Genomic DNA, 15,511 nt, shown 5'->3' with positions numbered 1-15,511 from the left:
TTCGTCATTTGTCATTAGTAATTTTATGAAAGTTTTTTCGCGAGATGGATGGCGATCGCTGCAACAACCACAGTTTTGGTTAATGGCGATCGCAGGTGGTATAGCAACTATTCATACAAGTTTAATCTGGCGGAGTAATGCCGATTCAAATCAACTCATTCTCAGTTTTCTTTGTTGGTTCGCTGTGGCAACTTTGTTATGGGAAAAACGACATCAATTAATTTTACAAAGCGATATTTTTTCTAGCTTTCTCGGTTTCAGTCTTCTCGGGTTTGTTCTTCTCAGAAGCCTATGGATGACTAGTTTTGACAATCTCTTTCATTTTATTCCCTTTATCGCCGCTATAGGATTGTTCTTACTTGCTTCTGGAGCAAATAGGTTACATCAATATTGGCAAGAAATACTCATTATCTTTGCTTTTTCGATTCCCGTAGAGTTACTGATTAACCGAATTGGTATTCTAGCTCTATACACGGCGAATTTTGCGTCTTTGATTTTAACTTATCTAGGAGTAGAGTTTTATCGAGAGGGAGTCAATATTATTTTGGCTAATGGCAAAGCTGTAGAGGTAGCCGCTGGCTGTTCTGGTTGGGAAAGTATATTTCCTTTATTAAAACTATCTGTCTTGTTTTTAGTCATGTTTCCGACTAAAACAATTCAAAAAATCCTCGTTCCTTTAGCCGCAACTGCGATCGCTTTTGTTGTTAATGGATTCCGAGTCGCTATTCTAGCTATTTTACACGCTTACACAACCGAAGCTACATTTAAATACTGGCACGTCGGTACGGGTTCGCAAGTCTTTTTTCTAACTTCTACTTTATTATTCGGGGGATTCTGTTATTTAACTAGTAAAAGATCGCTTTCCGAACATTCAGACAAGAGAGAACTTTCTGAACTATGAAGCTTTGGCAGCGTTGGCGAACACCGCTATTAATTTTCACATTTGTCAATGTATTGTTTGTATCTAGTCGAGTGTTACTCGATTCAAACATTGGTAAGCGAAAAGTTACCCCTTTTACATTTCCTGCTACAGTCCCTCTTCCACAGTGGCAGCAAGTCGCAAGTCAACCGCTACCAGATCGAATTGTAGAACAAGAACCATATGGTAAGGTAGCTTTTCCAGGTAAACGCTATCAATACAAACAAAACAACTTGCTACTCGATGTCGATACGCGCTACGAATTAAATACTGTAGGAGATGGACAACAAGCGATCGCAGATAATCTTAATCTATCATTTCCAACCAATCGCTCTCCACTCCAAATTCGTCGCGATCCGCAATTAGGTGATTACGCAGTTTTCGTACATCAACAAAAAGCATATTTAAATGCATGTATTAATTCTCGTGGTGGAAGTACGTTTACTCCTTCCCAATTTGATTCAAACCGCTTGCGCTACGACTTCCAATTTCCACGCATTGCATTATGGTTATTAGGAAGACAAGAATTAAGAGATAACCGTTGCATTTGGACTCATTTATCTTTACCTTTAAAACAGCCTGTACCTGAAGCATACTCCACTTTAGAGCAGGCTTGGTTTTCTTGGTATAAGTGGTGGAGTTCTCGCTTTTCTCTTTAACAGTTATCAGTTATCAGTTATCAGTAAAGAGTGACTAGTGGTTGGTGTCTAGTGACTAGAATTGCTCCTCTGCTTCCTTGTCTTCCCCCTCTGCTTCCTTGTCTTCCCCCTCTCCTTTGTCTCAAAGAAAATAGTACAACAGGTCATTCATCTTGTGGCACAGTCGCACAGTCATCTCGAACCCTTATTTCGTTTAGCAGGCTATACTTTATTAACTTTATTTTTACTAGATCTGCTAGCACTTCTTATTCCTTTTAATTTTACTAACCCTGCATGGGAGTTTCAGCTAGCAAATCAAATTGTAGAACGCGCACCCGTTCCAATTTTAGGATTAATTTTTGTTTTAATTGGAGAATCTCAATTTCGGTTCTTTAAATTTTTGTCCTGGCTGAGCTTATTAGGAGGAGCTTTGTACCTTTTGCTCGTCCCATTATCTATTAGCGCTATTGTCAGAATCGACCAACAAAGTTCAGCGCAAATTGCTACAAGATTGGAACAAATCCAGCAGTTAAAAGAACAGATAAATAAAGCCCAAACCTCAGCAGATATAGCAGCAATTTTAAGCCGTATTAATCCTCAAGCTACTCCGCCAGAAATAGGAAATCCACAAGTAGTCAAACAACAATTGCTAGCGAGCTTATCTCAGAACGAGCGATCGCTTCAAGCCCAAGCCGCTAGCCGCGAAAATAATCTTGGAACGCAAATCAAAAATACAATCAAGATATGCTTGGGAGCGCTAATTTCTGGAACGTTTTTTCTAGTTATTTGGCAGAAAACTCGCAAAATCCTCAATCAGTGACTAGTGACTAGTGGCTAGTGACTAGTCACTCACAAATAACGAATGACCAATGACAAATGACAAATTTACTTGCCATTAAGTAGGAATTATGTTAATAAGGTCGAGATACAAGTTAAAGTAGCAGCCAGCAGCAAGGGTGATGAATTCATTCTGGAAATTGTCAGGAATTTTAGTGGGAATCAGCTTGGGGGCGATCGCGCCATTGCCAAACTCAAACTCCACGTTACAAATGGTTACAGCTCAGCCCTCTCAAGCTCTGCTAGAACTGGGTTTAATGCGAGCGACAATTGACCAAAGCGATCGCGCGATCGCGCCCAATACCACACCTCAAGACACTGCATCTCAAGACACTGTGACAACTCCCAGTTTGTGGTGGGCAAAAGAGCAATTTGGCGGAGATTTGCTGAGTCATTGGCTGGCTTATCCCGCTCAACAAAATGGCGATTCAGGACGCATCGACTTGCATGTAAAACGGCAAAATTGGAATTCTTTAGACTACATTCAACAATATGAATTCGTGCATCATTTTGGTACTGATGCTATGGATCGCGGCTACAATCTGAGAGTTTTCAACGAGCAAAAGCAACTTCTAGCTTCTTACACTTGTGACTTCAGTGCTATTCCAACTCAATGTCAGATCGATCTTGATGCCAACAGCAAATCGATGATTCGTGGCGGAAGCCAGTTTGGGATGATGCGATGATTTGTAATTGGCGATCGGTGACATGCATTTTTTCCTTACTGCTCCCTGCTCCCTACTCCCTAGTACGGGCGCACAGCAGTGCGCCCCTACCGACTCCCTACTCCCTACTCCCTATCTATTAAAACGCATTAATTCTCGCCCCAACGTGAGCAAGCCTGTCACGCCTAAAGAGACAAAAAAGACGTAAGGATACCAGTATTGGTGAATTTGCTGCTGGTGGGTAAGTTGGGGATGCAGAGTATCAATAAATAAAGTTAGTAAAGCGATCGCCAGTGCGCCAAAACCCACAAAACTCAAGCCAACTAAGATTCTAGCTGGCTGTAACTCCACATCGCTAATTGCGTCAAGATCGATTTCTGCTAACACGCTTAACGAGTCTTCCGCAACCTCTGAAGCCGATTCGATTTTAGCTGCTAATGGCTGCGATACAACTGGGACGATCGCGGCTACAGCTTGACGGCGGATTAATCCTTCTGTATCTCGTAATATTTCTAAAGGTTTGCGATCGGTAATTTCAATCGATTCGCGATCGCTGACTTGATACCTGACTTTTCGTCTAATAGGCTGGTATTTCGGCTCGAAGTCCATAAGACACGCTGAAAACTAAGCTGAAAAAATAACTAGAGACATGACATGGCACGTCTCTACACTTTAGCTTTTATAGCAATTCTCGATTGCGTGCGTGGCATTTGTAGGGGCGCACAGCTGTGCGCCCCTACAGATCTCGTGTTTTACCCAATTGAAAAGCGCTATTAGACAGTGTTTTTTTGTAATTCCTCTAACCGTGCTAGAACTTCCGTGCTGTGAATGGCAGGGTTTACCTTCACAAAAGTTTCGCGTAAAATCCCATCTGGGTCGATGAGAAAACTATGGCGCATCGAAACAACACCAATCCATGAACCGTATGCTTTACTCACTTCCCCTGTAGTATCTGCAAGCAGAGGAAATTTTAACCCTTCTGAATCGCAGAATTCAGCATGGGAATCTATGGAATCAGCACTCACACCAATAATCTGAGCCTTTTTTTCGATGTATTTGGGTAAGTCTTGTTGAAACCGCTTGGCTTCTAGGGTACAGCCTGCTGTAAAGTCCTTGGGATAAAAATAAAGTACGACCCACTGACCGCGCAAGTCGGAAAGCGAAACTTCCCCATCTCCCGTATTGGTAGGTAGAGTAAATTGCGGTGCGGGTTGGTTCACTGGTGGTAGCTTCCCCCCAAGCGCTAAGGCTGGGGTGGTAAAACCACACCAAACCAAAATAGACAGGCAGCACGCAAAAACAGAGGTTAAAAAAGTTCGACGAGATATCATGATGTCAACTGAAAGTCCAGTTAACATAAGTTTACATTAATCATCGCTGCGATCGGCATCCGCAGGTGAAGATGGTTCCACATGAGATGCAGGTGGTGATTCTGCTTCTGATGTGATGCTCTCAATATATTGGCTATCGAGCAGAAAAGTACCGCGATCGAACCGGACGACCCAATATCCCCCAGGACGGCGATCCGTGACTATCCCTTCTTCCCGAAGGCGAATTGTATCGGGCGGGCGCAGCATCGGCATCGGCTCGGCGGTTTTAATGTAAGGCGGTAAGGCGACAACTCGGACTGTTTCGCCGATGGTGAATTCTTTTGTCATTAGCGAGTCGGGAGTCGGGAGTTGGGAGTCGGTAGGGGCGCACTGCTGTGCGCCCGTACTAGGGAGTTGGGAGCAGGGGAGCAACTACTAATTACCCATTACCTGTTACCAAATCCATTATGGAACTTGCCAGATTTTTTGATGATAGTCTACCGCATTAGCGTAAGGATCTACAGGCGGGTGGTGATGGTCGTGGTGATGATGGTGATGGTGGTGATGGCTGTCGTGGTTGTGGCCATGAGAATGCGTCTCACCTGCTACAGCTGCTAGGCGAAATTTGCACATCTCGCAATTCATCTGGACTTGACCTAAATGAGTTTCGATTTCTCTTTCTCTGAGAATGCTAAATAGGAGGGGATGCAGTCCTATTTCAGGTAAACAGGCGATTTCAATTTGGGGATATTTTTGTTGCTGTTGAGCTGCGACATCAAAAATCTTTTTAACGAGCGTACCCGTAAAGAGAAAGTGAGGTAAAACGACAATCCGTTTGGGCTGATAGAGTAAAGCACGTTGGAAACCTGCTTCTAAGCGCGGGTGCGTGATACCGATAAAGCAGGTTTCTACAGTAGTATAGCCGCTACCTTCCCAGAGAATACGAGCGAGTTTGCAAGCGTCGCCATTGGCATCAGGATCGCTAGAACCGCGACCGACAAATAATAATACGGTGTCTGCACGCTGAATTTGAGGATGGTCTATTTCTGCTAGACGCGATCGCCACAAATCGAGAATTCCAGGCGTAATCCCAAAATGCCGTCCGTAGTAAAATTTGAGCTGTGGATGTCTGGCTCTAGCGCGATCGAGTTCGTTCGTTACATCAAATTTGTTATGCCGTGCGGCAAACAGCAAAATTGGCAGCACGGAAATTTCCGTAAAACCCTTCTCTACGCATCGATCTACCCCTTCCTGAATTGTTGGTTCTGTCAATTCCAGAAAGCAGGGTAGAACTGGTCTAGAGGTATCTAAAGCTTGGTATGCAGAGGCAAAATCTAGCAAGCTCTGCCGTCCAGATTCATCTCTAGTTCCATGACCGATCAGTAATAGAGGACGCTGTAGCGGCAGAGGTGGTAATTGTAGAGAAATATGTTCTAACGAAGTTAAATGGCGATCGCTAAGCATTGAGATTTTAGCTCCTTTCCCGTGCGACGCGGGAAATAGCGTGAGCGGATAACAGCACAGGCATTCTGGCTTACGCAATTTTGAATTTTGGATTTCCGATTTTGGATTGGCTTGTCATCTAAAATCTAAAATCTAAAATCTAAAATCCGTTTACAGCTGCGGCACAGCCTCGGACTTCAACCGATGTTTCCCTATGCTGTTACAGTTCACTTGTGCCTAGATATCTTATCAGTTATCAGTTATCAGTTGTCAGTTATCAGGGAGCAGGGAGTAGGGAGTAGGGAGAAGAGAGCTGAGGAAGCGCCAGGTTGCTGAGGGAGCTGAGGGAGCAAGACAATTCACGCATTCACGCATTAATTCCGAATTCCGAATTCCGAATTCTCTCCACTACACCCCACACCCCGCACCCCACAACCTCTTTACGACTTAGGACTTACGACTTACGACTTACGACTTCTTAGAGTTCGCCTCTTCGTCCCTTCCAGCCTCGTTCTTGTCTCATTTGCTGTAGTTGTTGTTGCTGTTCTGGGGTTAGTACTGCGTCAAACTGAGATTTGGCGGATTGACGAATTTGTTGCAGTCTGGTTTTCTGCTCTGGAGTTAGGTTGAGAGAAGCTAACGCTTCGCGGCGGCGTTGCCTGCTTTCTCTAACGGTTTTGAGTTGTTCCCGCTGTGCTGGTGTCATGACTGCTTCGATTTGGGTGCGGGTATCGCGACGGATTTCAGCAATTTTATCTTTTTGTTCCTGAGTCAGCCCCAGTTTTTCAAATCGAGGCGGAACTTTATCTTGAGCTTGAGCGATTGTTTGTGACGCGGAAGTTGGCGATCCAGGTGCAACGGGTTCAGCTTGAGCTTGAGCTACTAGCGTTACAGTGGCAATACTCAAGGCGATCGCGCTGGCTAATACAGGAATATGTTTTAATTTCATGGTGATAAATTGCATGAGATCGTTCTCTGGCGTGACTGAGATTTGATGTCACTATCATAAGAATGGAAAAATCGCGATCGCCTGTGGAGAAAGTAACGAATGTAACTATGACTTTAGTCATGAGGAGTGAGGAGTGAGGAGCGAGGAGCGATGATAACCGACAACTGACAACTGATAACTGATAACTGATAACTGACAACTGACAACTGACAACTGATAACTGACAACTGATAACTGACTCCATTGGGTGCAGTCCTGCGGTAGTCTAGATCGAGTGACTCAGATTTAAGCTATAAATGCTGCTTTAGTATGTCCTCTAACGCCTCACCCACGGTTTCCAGCCCTGCCCGCACAATTCGCATCGGTTCGCGCAAGAGCCAATTGGCTTTAGTTCAAACTTATTGGGTGCAAGAACAACTGCAAAAAGCTTTTCCAGATCGCACGTTTGAAGTCCACACCATGTCTACTCAAGGGGATAAAATTCTCGATGTTGCCCTTGCCAAGATTGGTGATAAAGGGTTATTTACAAAAGAGTTAGAAGTGGGAATGCTCAATCAGGAAATTGATTTTGCCGTACATTCCTTGAAAGACTTGCCGACTCGCTTACCGCAAGGGTTGATGTTGGGAGCGGTTACAGAAAGAGAAAATCCGGCAGATGCTTTAGTTTTACATTCTAAATATAAAGATAAACAATTCGATACATTACCAGAAGGAGCCGTCATCGGGACTTCCTCTTTACGCCGACTGGCACAACTACGCTATCACTTCCCCCACCTAGCATTTAAAGACGTGCGTGGTAACGTGATTACACGCCTGCAAAAACTCGATGCGGGAGAATATGATGCCCTAGTATTGGCAGTAGCGGGGCTACAAAGACTAGGATTAGGCGATCGCGTCGATCGGGTCATTCCAGCAGAAATCTCCTTGCACGCTGTCGGACAGGGCGCTTTGGGAATAGAATGTCGTGAGGGTGACGAAGAAGTCTTATCTTTAATTAAGGCGATCGAAGACGTACCCACACGCGATCGCGCTCTTGCAGAACGTGCCTTTTTGCGGGAATTAGAAGGTGGCTGTCAAGTGCCTATTGGCGTTAACACTAGCCTAGAGGGAGATGTGCTAACTCTTACGGGTATGGTAGCTAGTTTAGACGGGCAAAGATTGGTTAAAGATACCGTAACTGGTGCGCCTACAGAGGCAGAAAAGCTTGGCATCGAATTAGCCCAACGCCTTCGTCAACAAGGAGCGCAAGAGATACTAGCCGAAATCTTCGCGCAAATTCAACGCGGACAGGTATTGTAGAGACGTTACGTGGAGAGGCGTTACATGTAACGTCTCTATACCGAGCGACCTCTACCAATCTACTCACCACTCACTACTCACTAAACATGCGAATTTTGTTTGTTGCTGCAGAAGCAGCGCCAGTCGCCAAAGTTGGCGGAATGGGCGATGTCGTCGGAGCGTTACCGAAAATTCTCAGAGAAATGGGGCATGACGTACGAATTTTTCTGCCCTATTACGGCTTTCTACCAGACAAAATGGAGATTCCCCAAGATCCAATCTGGTCTGGAGCTGCTATGTTTCAGGAATTTAAGGTTTACGAAGCCGTGCTGCCTGGAACGGATGTTCCCTTGTATTTGTTCGGGCATCAGGCATTTGCACCCCGTCGCATTTATTCTGGGGAAGACGAACACTGGCGTTTCACCTTATTTGCTAACGGCGCAGCAGAATTTTGCTGGAACTATTGGAAACCCGATATTGTCCACTGTCACGATTGGCATACAGGGATGATTCCCGTTTGGATGCACCAATCTCCAGATATTACTAGCGTATTTACGATTCATAACTTGGCTTATCAAGGTCCCTGGCGCTGGTATTTAGAAAAAATTACGTGGTGTCCTTGGTACATGCAAGGACATAATACAATGGCGGCGGCGGTGCAATTTGCCGATCGCGTGAATACAGTTTCTCCGACTTATGCCAAACAAATTCAAACGGCAGCATATGGCGAAACTCTTGAAGGTTTAATGTCTTTTATTAGCGGTAAATTATGGGGTATTGTTAACGGCATTGATGTTGATGTCTACAATCCAGAAAACGATAAATATATTGCTAAAACTTTCACAACAGAGACCTTAGAACAGCGGAAGCCAAATAAAGTTGCCATTCAAGAAGAAGTGGGATTAGAGGTTAACTCTAAAGCTTTTTTAGTAGGTATGGTGACGCGGTTGGTTGAACAGAAAGGAATCGATTTGGCAATCCAAATTTTGGATCGCTTTCTCTCGTATACCGATGCCCAAATTATTATTTTAGGCACGGGCGATCGCTATTATGAAACTCAATTATGGCAGATGGCATCGCGTTTTCCCGGGCGGATGGCAACGTATTTACTCTACAATGATGCCCTTGCCCGTCGTATTTATGCTGGTAGCGATGCCTTCTTGATGCCAAGTCGATTTGAACCCTGCGGTATCAGTCAAATGATGGCGTTGCGTTACGGTTGCGTGCCAATTGTACGTCGTACTGGCGGCTTAGTTGATACTGTTATTCATCACGACCCTGAAAATAGTGTCGGTACGGGTTATTGTTTCGATCGCTACGAACCCTTAGACCTTTATACTTGCATGGTGCGTGCTTGGGAAGGTTTCCACTACAAACCCAATTGGCAAAATTTACAACAACGGGGAATGCGACAAGACTTCAGTTGGTATCAGTCGGCAAAAGAATACGTGAAAATGTATAACTCAATGTACGGCACTACTGAGGAAGTAGAAACACCCCAACCACAAACAGAAGAATTAATTCCGAAATAGTTACCTAATGTAGGGGCGGGTTCACCCGAAATATTGACTCTCATCTGAAAATCTCAATAAACCCGCCCATCCGAGGTTATGTATTAATCAACCCGCCCCTACCAAAATAGTCGTATAAAAATGTATGCGATTGTAAATCTCATGAGGGCGGGTTTAGCAAATAGATTTTTGATGGTAGGGAAATTCTCGGTTAAAACCCGCCCCACAATAATTCTGATTATTTCACCGATTACCAATTACCAATTACCTACTCTTCCTTATCCTGCTTTACCCCTCTACCTTCCATCGGAGTCACTAACACTTTATCTACCCGATTACCATCCATATCCATCACCTCAAATCGCAAAAGCTCCCATTCAAAATGATCCGTAGCGGCGGGAATGCGACCGAGATGAGTAATCACAAATCCGCCTAAAGTTTGATAACTGCCTCTGTGTTCTTTAGGAATTTCTTCGATATCAAAAATTTCAAAAAATTCATCTACAGGTAACATTCCATCCAACAACCAAGAACCATCTTCTCGCTGCACTGCCATCGGTTCTTCTAAGTTACCTGCGTTAGGAACATCACCCACAATTTCCACCATGATGTCATTCAGCGTCACCAAACCCTGGATCACGCCATATTCGTCTACCACCAATGCCATGTGAATGCCCGTTTGTTTAAATAGTTCTAGGATTTTTAATCCCCTAGTACTTTCGGGAACAAATATGGGTTGTCGCAACGATACGGTAAGGTCGAGGGATTGACCGGACAAACAACGCTCTAACATATCCGTAACGTGACTGATTCCCAACACGTTATCTAAGCCTCCTTGACAAACTGGAAAGCGGGAATGACAGCTATCGAGGATTTTTTGGCGATTTTCTTCAGCAGTGTCCTCTAAGTCTAGCCAGACAATATCAGGACGGGGTGTCATTAAAGCACTAACGGGGCGATCGCCTAACCGAAATACCCGTTCTACCATATCCTGTTCGGCAGCTTCAAACGTCCCCGCTTCCGTACCCTGCTCGATCAAAACGCGAATTTCTTCTTCTGTCACTTGTGGATCGGTAGAAGGTCTAATCCCCAACAGTCGCACGACAAGATCGGTTGAGGCACTCAGCAAATAAACTATAGGAGCAGCAATTTTTGCCAGAAACCGCAACGGCATGGCAACAACAGTTGCAATCTTCTCTGGATAGTTGAGTGCTAGTTGTTTTGGTACGAGTTCCCCAATAATCAGCGTCAAATAGGTGACGAGTAAAACAGCTGTTACAGAAGCGATCGCGCTGTTGTATGCCGCAAGTCCAGGTACTAAACTCACAAGTGGAGCCAGCCTAGTTGCTACAGCCGACTCTGCAAAAGCACCAGATAAAATTGCTAGTAGCGTAATGCCAATTTGCACGCTAGCTAGAAACTGATTGGGAGCATTTGCCAGGTCTAGAGCTACACGAGCTTTTTTATCCCCCTGGTTAGCCAGACTTTGTAGCCTTACCTTCCTTGCCGAGACGATCGCTAGTTCCGACATCACAAAGATGCCATTGGCAAATATCAGTAGGAGAATCGTCAGAACTTCAAGAGAAATGGAGGACATTAGTTTTAATTGTTGCTGCTACTCAGGGCAAGCGGTGCTGAACGTTGGCTACCTATTATCCAGTATCGGAGATCTTTTCATCTCCAGTTTCTCGCTTCCAAGTCATGATGCAACAATTCTTCACGCACCACTGATAACTGTCAACTACCGATTACCCTTCCCCCTAATTTTGTTGAGAATTTTAGAATGGAGAAATAGCATCTATCCCGTTATAATTTTCCGTCTGCTGTAGCTAATAACTTATGGCTTTTTCTTCTATCGTGCGCGCCTTAGGGCGATCGCCACTGTCTACTGAACTCATATCTAAACTCAATCGCCAGCAGGTTTGTTCTCTCAATGGCGTTTCGCGCCTGCCTAAAGGATTGGTGGCTTCAGCTTTAGCACAAGCACAACAGCATCACCTCCTGGTTATCTGCGCCACTTTGGAAGAAGCCGGACGTTGGACGGCTCAACTCGAATCGATGGGATGGGATCGAGTCCATTTTTACCCCACTTCAGAAGCATCGCCTTACGAACCCTTCGACCCCGAAACCGAAATGACTTGGGGACAGATGCAGGTGTTGGCAGATTTGATTGAGGAAACGGGAAATAAGAGAGCTGAGGGAGCTGAGGATGCTGAGGGAGCTGAGGGAGAAAATACTACTTCCCGCCCCTCACTCCTCGCTGCTCGCTCCTCACCCCTCATCGCAGTTGTGGCGACAGAAAGAGCCTTACAACCCCACTTACCACCAGCAGACGTGTTTCAACCCTACTGCTTGACCATTAGTAAGGGGATGGAATTCGATCTAGGTGACTTTGGCGATCGCCTTGCAGCAATGGGTTACGATCGCGTACCCACGGTAGAAACTGAAGGACAATGGAGTAGGCGTGGTGACATTGTAGACGTGTTTCCCGTCTCTTCCGAATTGCCCGTGCGTTTGGAGTGGTTTGGCGATGAAATCGAACAAATTCGCGAGTTCGACCCAGCGACTCAACGCAGTTCCGTGGGTGGCACGGCACTTGACAAGATATCACAAGTCGTGCTTACACCAACCAATTTTGCTCCCATCGTCAAAGCAGCACTAACGGAGGAACAAACAGAAATTGTTAAAACCTACCTTTCCCCAGAAGAACGAGAACTATTCGACGCAGGAAATGACCCAGAAGGTAGCCGCCGCTTTCTGGGTTTAGCTTTCCCCCAACCCGCATCCCTTCTTGACTATTTACCCAAAGATACGATTATCACCATTGACGAACTAGAACTATGTCAAGCGCACAGCGATCGCTGGGTGGAAAATGCAGAGGAACAGTGGCAACAAATGGGAATTCGGAATTCGGAATTCGGAATTCGGAATTCGGAATTCGGAGTTAACTTGCCAACAACCAACAACCAACAACTAACAACTAACAACCAACTACCAAAAGTCCATAGAACATTTGAAGACTCTCTCGCAACAGCCCAAGGATTTCAGGAATTATATTTATCGGAATTAGCAGTTGAAGAAAACCCCTCACTCCTCACTCCTCACTCCTCACCCCTCAATCTAGCCAGTCGTTCGATTCCCGTCACTCCTCATGCGTTTGGGAAGTTAGCAGAGACAATTAGACAAGAACGCGATCGCGGTTTTTCGACTTGGTTAGTTTCGGCGCAACCATCCCGTTCTGTTGCCCTGTTGCAAGAACACGATTGTCCCGCCCAATTTATCCCCAATCCTCGCGACTACCAGGCGATCGATAAGTTGCAAGCTCAACGTACACCCGTGGCGTTGAAATATTCGGGGGTAGCAGAATTAGAAGGTTTTATTCTCCCTACATTTCGTCTGATGGTGGTGACTGACCGCGAATTTTACGGTCAGCACAGCCTCGCTACCCCTAGTTACATCCGCAAGCGTCGCCGCGCCGCCTCGAAGCAAGTCGATCCGAATAAGTTGCGTCCGGGGGATTTTGTCGTTCACCGAAATCACGGGATCGGCAAGTTTTTGCGGCTGGAAAGTCTGACAATCGATCGCGAAACGCGAGAATATTTAGTCGTGCAATATGCCGATGGTTTGTTGCGCGTCGCTGCCGATCAACTCGGTTCGTTGTCAAGGTTTCGCGCCACTGATAGCAAGCCGCCAGAACTGAATAAAATGTCGAGTAAGGCGTGGGCAAACACGAAAAACCGCGCCAGAAAAGCGATCAAGAAACTGGCGGTGGATCTGCTGCAATTATATGCTCAGCGATCGCAGCAATCGGGTTATGCTTACCCAATTGATTCTCCTTGGCAGGTAGAATTAGAAGATTCTTTCCCCTATCAACCGACAACAGACCAACTCAAAGCGACTCAAGATGTCAAGCGCGACATGGAAAGCGATCGCCCGATGGATCGCTTGGTCTGCGGTGATGTGGGTTTTGGTAAAACTGAAGTAGCAATTCGCGCCGTTTTCAAAGCTGTCACCGCAGGTAAGCAAGTTGCTTTGCTTGCCCCTACCACCATTCTGACGCAACAGCACTATCACACGTTAAAAGAACGCTTTGCCCCTTATCCGGTTAATGTCGGCTTACTCAACCGCTTCCGCAGTGCGGAGGAACGGAAAGAATTACTCAAGCGATTGGCGACAGGTGAGTTAGATATTGTGGTCGGGACGCACCAACTATTGGGTAAAGGTGTCAGCTTCCGCGATTTAGGGCTATTGGTAATCGACGAAGAACAGAGATTTGGGGTGAACCAGAAAGAAAAAATTAAAGCCTTGAAAACTCAATTAGACGTACTGACTCTTTCTGCAACTCCCATTCCTCGCACTTTGTATATGTCTTTGTCGGGAATTCGGGAAATGAGTCTGATTACTACGCCGCCTCCCTCCCGCCGACCGATTAAAACTCACCTCGCACCCTACGATACTGAATCAATTCGCAGCGCTATTCGTCAAGAACTCGATCGCGGCGGACAAGTTTTTTACGTCGTTCCGCGTGTGGAAGGAATTGAAGAGACAGCGGCAATTTTAAGAGAAATTGTTGGCGGGGCGAGAATTGCCGTTGGACACGGACAATTGGATGAAAACCAATTAGAATCAACAATGCTTTCCTTTAGTAACGGGGAAGCCGATATTCTGGTTTGCACCACGATTATTGAATCGGGCTTAGATATCCCGCGTGTAAATACGATTCTAATTGAAGATGCTCACCGCTTCGGTTTATCCCAACTCTACCAGTTGCGGGGGCGTGTCGGACGGGCGGGAATTCAGGCTCATGCCTGGTTATTTTATCCCAAACAACGGGCGCTATCCGATACGGCAAGGCAGCGTTTGCGGGCAATTCAAGAATTCACCCAACTCGGTTCTGGCTATCACCTAGCAATGCGCGATATGGAAATTCGCGGTGTAGGAAATTTATTAGGCGTAGAACAATCCGGTCAAATGGATGCGATTGGTTTCGATCTGTATATGGAAATGTTAGAAGAAGCCTTGCGCGAAATTCGCGGTCAGGAAATTCCTCAAGTGGAAGATACGCAAATCGATTTGAATTTGACGGCGTTTATTCCCACAGATTACATTACCGATTTAGACCAGAAAATGAGCGCGTATCGGGCTGTAGCAGCGGCGAAAACCAAAGAAGAGTTAATCCAACTTGCCGCAGATTGGAGCGATCGCTACGGGGCAATTCCCACAGGTGCAACTCAATTATTGCGCGTCATGGAATTGAAACAACTAGCGAGAAAATTAGGATTTAGCCGCATCAAACCCGAAGGTAAACAGCACGTAGTTTTAGAAACTGCGATGGAAGAACCTGCTTGGAATTTGATGATCGCCAACTTACCCGATAGTTTGCGATCGCGCTTTGTTTACTCGCCTGGTAAAGTCACCGTGCGCGGTTTAGCAGTTCTCAAAACCGAACAGCAATTGCAAACGTTAATTGATGCTTTGAGCAAGATGCAAGGTGCAGTTCCAGAAACGGTTATGGTTTGATTGGTCATTGGTCATTGGTCATTGGTCATTTGTAGGGGGTGGGTCGATCTCAATACGGTTCAGATAAGACGATCCCCCCTCGCCCCCCTTAAAAAGGGGGGAGTCGTAGCCCCCTTTCCAAGGGGGTTGGGGGGATCTTCGAGGATCGATCGCTTTTAACTGAACTGTATTGGCGTCAATCGTGTATTTTTTTCGGTATGAAAAACCCGCCCTGCTAGGATTAAAAGCGTCTGTAGGGGCGGGTTTTTACCTAGCTTCTTCGTACAGGCAAGAATCACGCGATAAACCCGCCCTCACCATATTTGCGTTCGGTAGAATTCTTTCTGAGGTTGCCATACGTGCATATTGGTTAGTAACCCACTGTATAAAGATATCGAATGGTTTTAGGGTAGGGAAATTTCTTATCTTCAGTTTGGCAAGCGATAACTTCGTTCAGCTTCG

Annotated in this window: 16 protein-coding genes; 10 read left to right on the top strand and 6 right to left on the bottom strand. The window is 45.6% G+C overall.

Annotation, left to right across the window (positions count from 1 at the left end):
- Nucleotides 1-25: 25 nt before the first annotated feature.
- The 4 genes from crtA to QH73_RS21630 all read left to right on the top strand — a co-directional run bounded on the left by crtA (nucleotide 26) and on the right by QH73_RS21630 (nucleotide 3,080).
- Nucleotides 26-901 carry a cyanoexosortase A gene (crtA, locus tag QH73_RS21645; protein ID WP_039716206.1) on the top strand — a complete coding sequence of 292 codons (876 nt, stop codon included), beginning with the start codon at nucleotides 26-28 and terminating at the stop codon, nucleotides 899-901.
- Nucleotides 898-1,578, top strand: coding sequence for a cyanoexosortase A system-associated protein (locus QH73_RS21640; protein ID WP_039716207.1), 681 nt, complete (start codon nucleotides 898-900; stop codon nucleotides 1,576-1,578). Before crtA ends, QH73_RS21640 begins: the two co-directional genes overlap by 4 nt.
- A 154-nt stretch (nucleotides 1,579-1,732) precedes the next feature.
- A complete protein-coding gene (hpsJ-A, locus tag QH73_RS21635; RefSeq protein WP_052290124.1) occupies nucleotides 1,733-2,377 on the top strand; it encodes an HpsJ-like protein, cyanoexosortase A-associated in 645 nt (214 codons plus the stop codon).
- Between the two features lie 139 nt (nucleotides 2,378-2,516).
- A complete protein-coding gene (locus tag QH73_RS21630) occupies nucleotides 2,517-3,080 on the top strand; it encodes a hypothetical protein (RefSeq protein ID WP_039716208.1) in 564 nt (187 codons plus the stop codon).
- Nucleotides 3,081-3,191: 111 nt separating this feature from the next.
- Here QH73_RS21630 and QH73_RS21625 read toward each other — a convergent pair whose 3' ends face one another.
- On the bottom strand, nucleotides 3,192-3,668 hold the full coding sequence (locus QH73_RS21625; RefSeq protein ID WP_039716209.1) for a hypothetical protein: 477 nt from the start codon (nucleotides 3,666-3,668) through the stop codon (nucleotides 3,192-3,194).
- Nucleotides 3,669-3,713: 45 nt separating this feature from the next.
- On the opposite strand from QH73_RS21625, the gene QH73_RS28970 reads away from it, so the two are divergent.
- Nucleotides 3,714-3,836, top strand: coding sequence for a hypothetical protein (locus QH73_RS28970; RefSeq protein ID WP_286194159.1), 123 nt, complete (start codon nucleotides 3,714-3,716; stop codon nucleotides 3,834-3,836).
- Here QH73_RS28970 and QH73_RS21620 read toward each other — a convergent pair.
- The 3 genes from QH73_RS21620 to QH73_RS21610 form a co-directional block, all read right to left on the bottom strand.
- Nucleotides 3,833-4,390: a peroxiredoxin gene (locus QH73_RS21620; RefSeq protein WP_039717596.1), complete on the bottom strand. Its 558-nt coding sequence runs from the start codon at nucleotides 4,388-4,390 to the stop codon at nucleotides 3,833-3,835. The genes QH73_RS28970 and QH73_RS21620 overlap by 4 nt on opposite strands.
- A 36-nt stretch (nucleotides 4,391-4,426) precedes the next feature.
- Complete coding sequence (gene sipA, locus QH73_RS21615; protein ID WP_039716210.1) at nucleotides 4,427-4,717, bottom strand: regulatory protein SipA; 291 nt, start codon at nucleotides 4,715-4,717, stop codon at nucleotides 4,427-4,429.
- 117 nt (nucleotides 4,718-4,834) lie between these two features.
- Nucleotides 4,835-5,833, bottom strand: a complete 999-nt coding sequence (locus tag QH73_RS21610; protein ID WP_039716211.1) for a sirohydrochlorin chelatase — start codon at nucleotides 5,831-5,833, stop codon at nucleotides 4,835-4,837.
- A gap of 183 nt (nucleotides 5,834-6,016) precedes the next feature.
- Between QH73_RS21610 and QH73_RS29420 the strand changes: the two genes are divergently transcribed.
- Nucleotides 6,017-6,148 (top strand): hypothetical protein, encoded by a 132-nt coding sequence (locus QH73_RS29420; RefSeq protein ID WP_445263849.1) that lies wholly within the window; start codon nucleotides 6,017-6,019, stop codon nucleotides 6,146-6,148.
- Nucleotides 6,142-6,294, top strand: a complete 153-nt coding sequence (locus QH73_RS21605) for a hypothetical protein (RefSeq protein WP_165587761.1) — start codon at nucleotides 6,142-6,144, stop codon at nucleotides 6,292-6,294. The genes QH73_RS29420 and QH73_RS21605 overlap by 7 nt, the downstream gene beginning before the upstream one ends.
- Here QH73_RS21605 and QH73_RS21600 read toward each other — a convergent pair.
- Entirely contained in the window at nucleotides 6,291-6,761 is a 471-nt protein-coding gene (locus QH73_RS21600) for a Spy/CpxP family protein refolding chaperone (protein ID WP_039717597.1), read from the bottom strand. The two genes, QH73_RS21605 and QH73_RS21600, sit on opposite strands and share 4 nt — an antisense overlap.
- 309 nt (nucleotides 6,762-7,070) lie before the next feature.
- On the opposite strand from QH73_RS21600, the gene hemC reads away from it, so the two are divergent.
- On the top strand, nucleotides 7,071-8,060 hold the full coding sequence (gene hemC / locus QH73_RS21595; protein WP_039716212.1) for a hydroxymethylbilane synthase: 990 nt from the start codon (nucleotides 7,071-7,073) through the stop codon (nucleotides 8,058-8,060).
- An 86-nt stretch (nucleotides 8,061-8,146) separates the two neighbouring features.
- The gene (gene glgA, locus QH73_RS21590) at nucleotides 8,147-9,571 is read left to right on the top strand and encodes a glycogen synthase GlgA (RefSeq protein WP_039716213.1); all 1,425 of its coding nucleotides are present in this window, start codon (nucleotides 8,147-8,149) and stop codon (nucleotides 9,569-9,571) included.
- 247 nt (nucleotides 9,572-9,818) lie between these two features.
- Here glgA and QH73_RS21585 read toward each other — a convergent pair whose 3' ends face one another.
- The gene (locus QH73_RS21585; RefSeq protein ID WP_039716214.1) at nucleotides 9,819-11,147 is read right to left on the bottom strand and encodes a hemolysin family protein; all 1,329 of its coding nucleotides are present in this window, start codon (nucleotides 11,145-11,147) and stop codon (nucleotides 9,819-9,821) included.
- Nucleotides 11,148-11,389: 242 nt separating this feature from the next.
- On the opposite strand from QH73_RS21585, the gene mfd reads away from it, so the two are divergent.
- Nucleotides 11,390-15,070, top strand: coding sequence for a transcription-repair coupling factor (gene mfd, locus QH73_RS21580; protein WP_039716215.1), 3,681 nt, complete (start codon nucleotides 11,390-11,392; stop codon nucleotides 15,068-15,070).
- The last annotated feature ends 441 nt before the right edge of the window (nucleotides 15,071-15,511 follow it).

The sequence above is a fragment of the Scytonema millei VB511283 genome (assembly GCF_000817735.3).
GTDB lineage: Bacteria > Cyanobacteriota > Cyanobacteriia > Cyanobacteriales > Chroococcidiopsidaceae > Chroococcidiopsis > Chroococcidiopsis millei_B.
The sequence above is the reverse complement of the archived record's forward strand: the minus strand, read 5'-3'. Positions and strand labels throughout refer to the sequence as shown.

Coding starts and splice junctions, on each gene's coding strand:
- glgA (WP_039716213.1), top strand. CDS start 8,147: ATGCGAATTTTGTTTGTTGCTGCAGAAGCAGCGCCAGTCGCCAAAGTT.
- crtA (WP_039716206.1), top strand. CDS start 26: ATGAAAGTTTTTTCGCGAGATGGATGGCGATCGCTGCAACAACCACAG.
- QH73_RS21620 (WP_039717596.1), bottom strand. CDS start 4,390: ATGATATCTCGTCGAACTTTTTTAACCTCTGTTTTTGCGTGCTGCCTG.
- QH73_RS21610 (WP_039716211.1), bottom strand. CDS start 5,833: ATGCTTAGCGATCGCCATTTAACTTCGTTAGAACATATTTCTCTACAA.
- QH73_RS21585 (WP_039716214.1), bottom strand. CDS start 11,147: ATGTCCTCCATTTCTCTTGAAGTTCTGACGATTCTCCTACTGATATTT.
- QH73_RS29420 (WP_445263849.1), top strand. CDS start 6,017: ATGTTTCCCTATGCTGTTACAGTTCACTTGTGCCTAGATATCTTATCA.
- QH73_RS21625 (WP_039716209.1), bottom strand. CDS start 3,668: ATGGACTTCGAGCCGAAATACCAGCCTATTAGACGAAAAGTCAGGTAT.
- QH73_RS21630 (WP_039716208.1), top strand. CDS start 2,517: ATGAATTCATTCTGGAAATTGTCAGGAATTTTAGTGGGAATCAGCTTG.
- QH73_RS21640 (WP_039716207.1), top strand. CDS start 898: ATGAAGCTTTGGCAGCGTTGGCGAACACCGCTATTAATTTTCACATTT.
- QH73_RS28970 (WP_286194159.1), top strand. CDS start 3,714: ATGGCACGTCTCTACACTTTAGCTTTTATAGCAATTCTCGATTGCGTG.
- mfd (WP_039716215.1), top strand. CDS start 11,390: ATGGCTTTTTCTTCTATCGTGCGCGCCTTAGGGCGATCGCCACTGTCT.
- QH73_RS21600 (WP_039717597.1), bottom strand. CDS start 6,761: ATGAAATTAAAACATATTCCTGTATTAGCCAGCGCGATCGCCTTGAGT.
- hemC (WP_039716212.1), top strand. CDS start 7,071: ATGTCCTCTAACGCCTCACCCACGGTTTCCAGCCCTGCCCGCACAATT.
- sipA (WP_039716210.1), bottom strand. CDS start 4,717: ATGACAAAAGAATTCACCATCGGCGAAACAGTCCGAGTTGTCGCCTTA.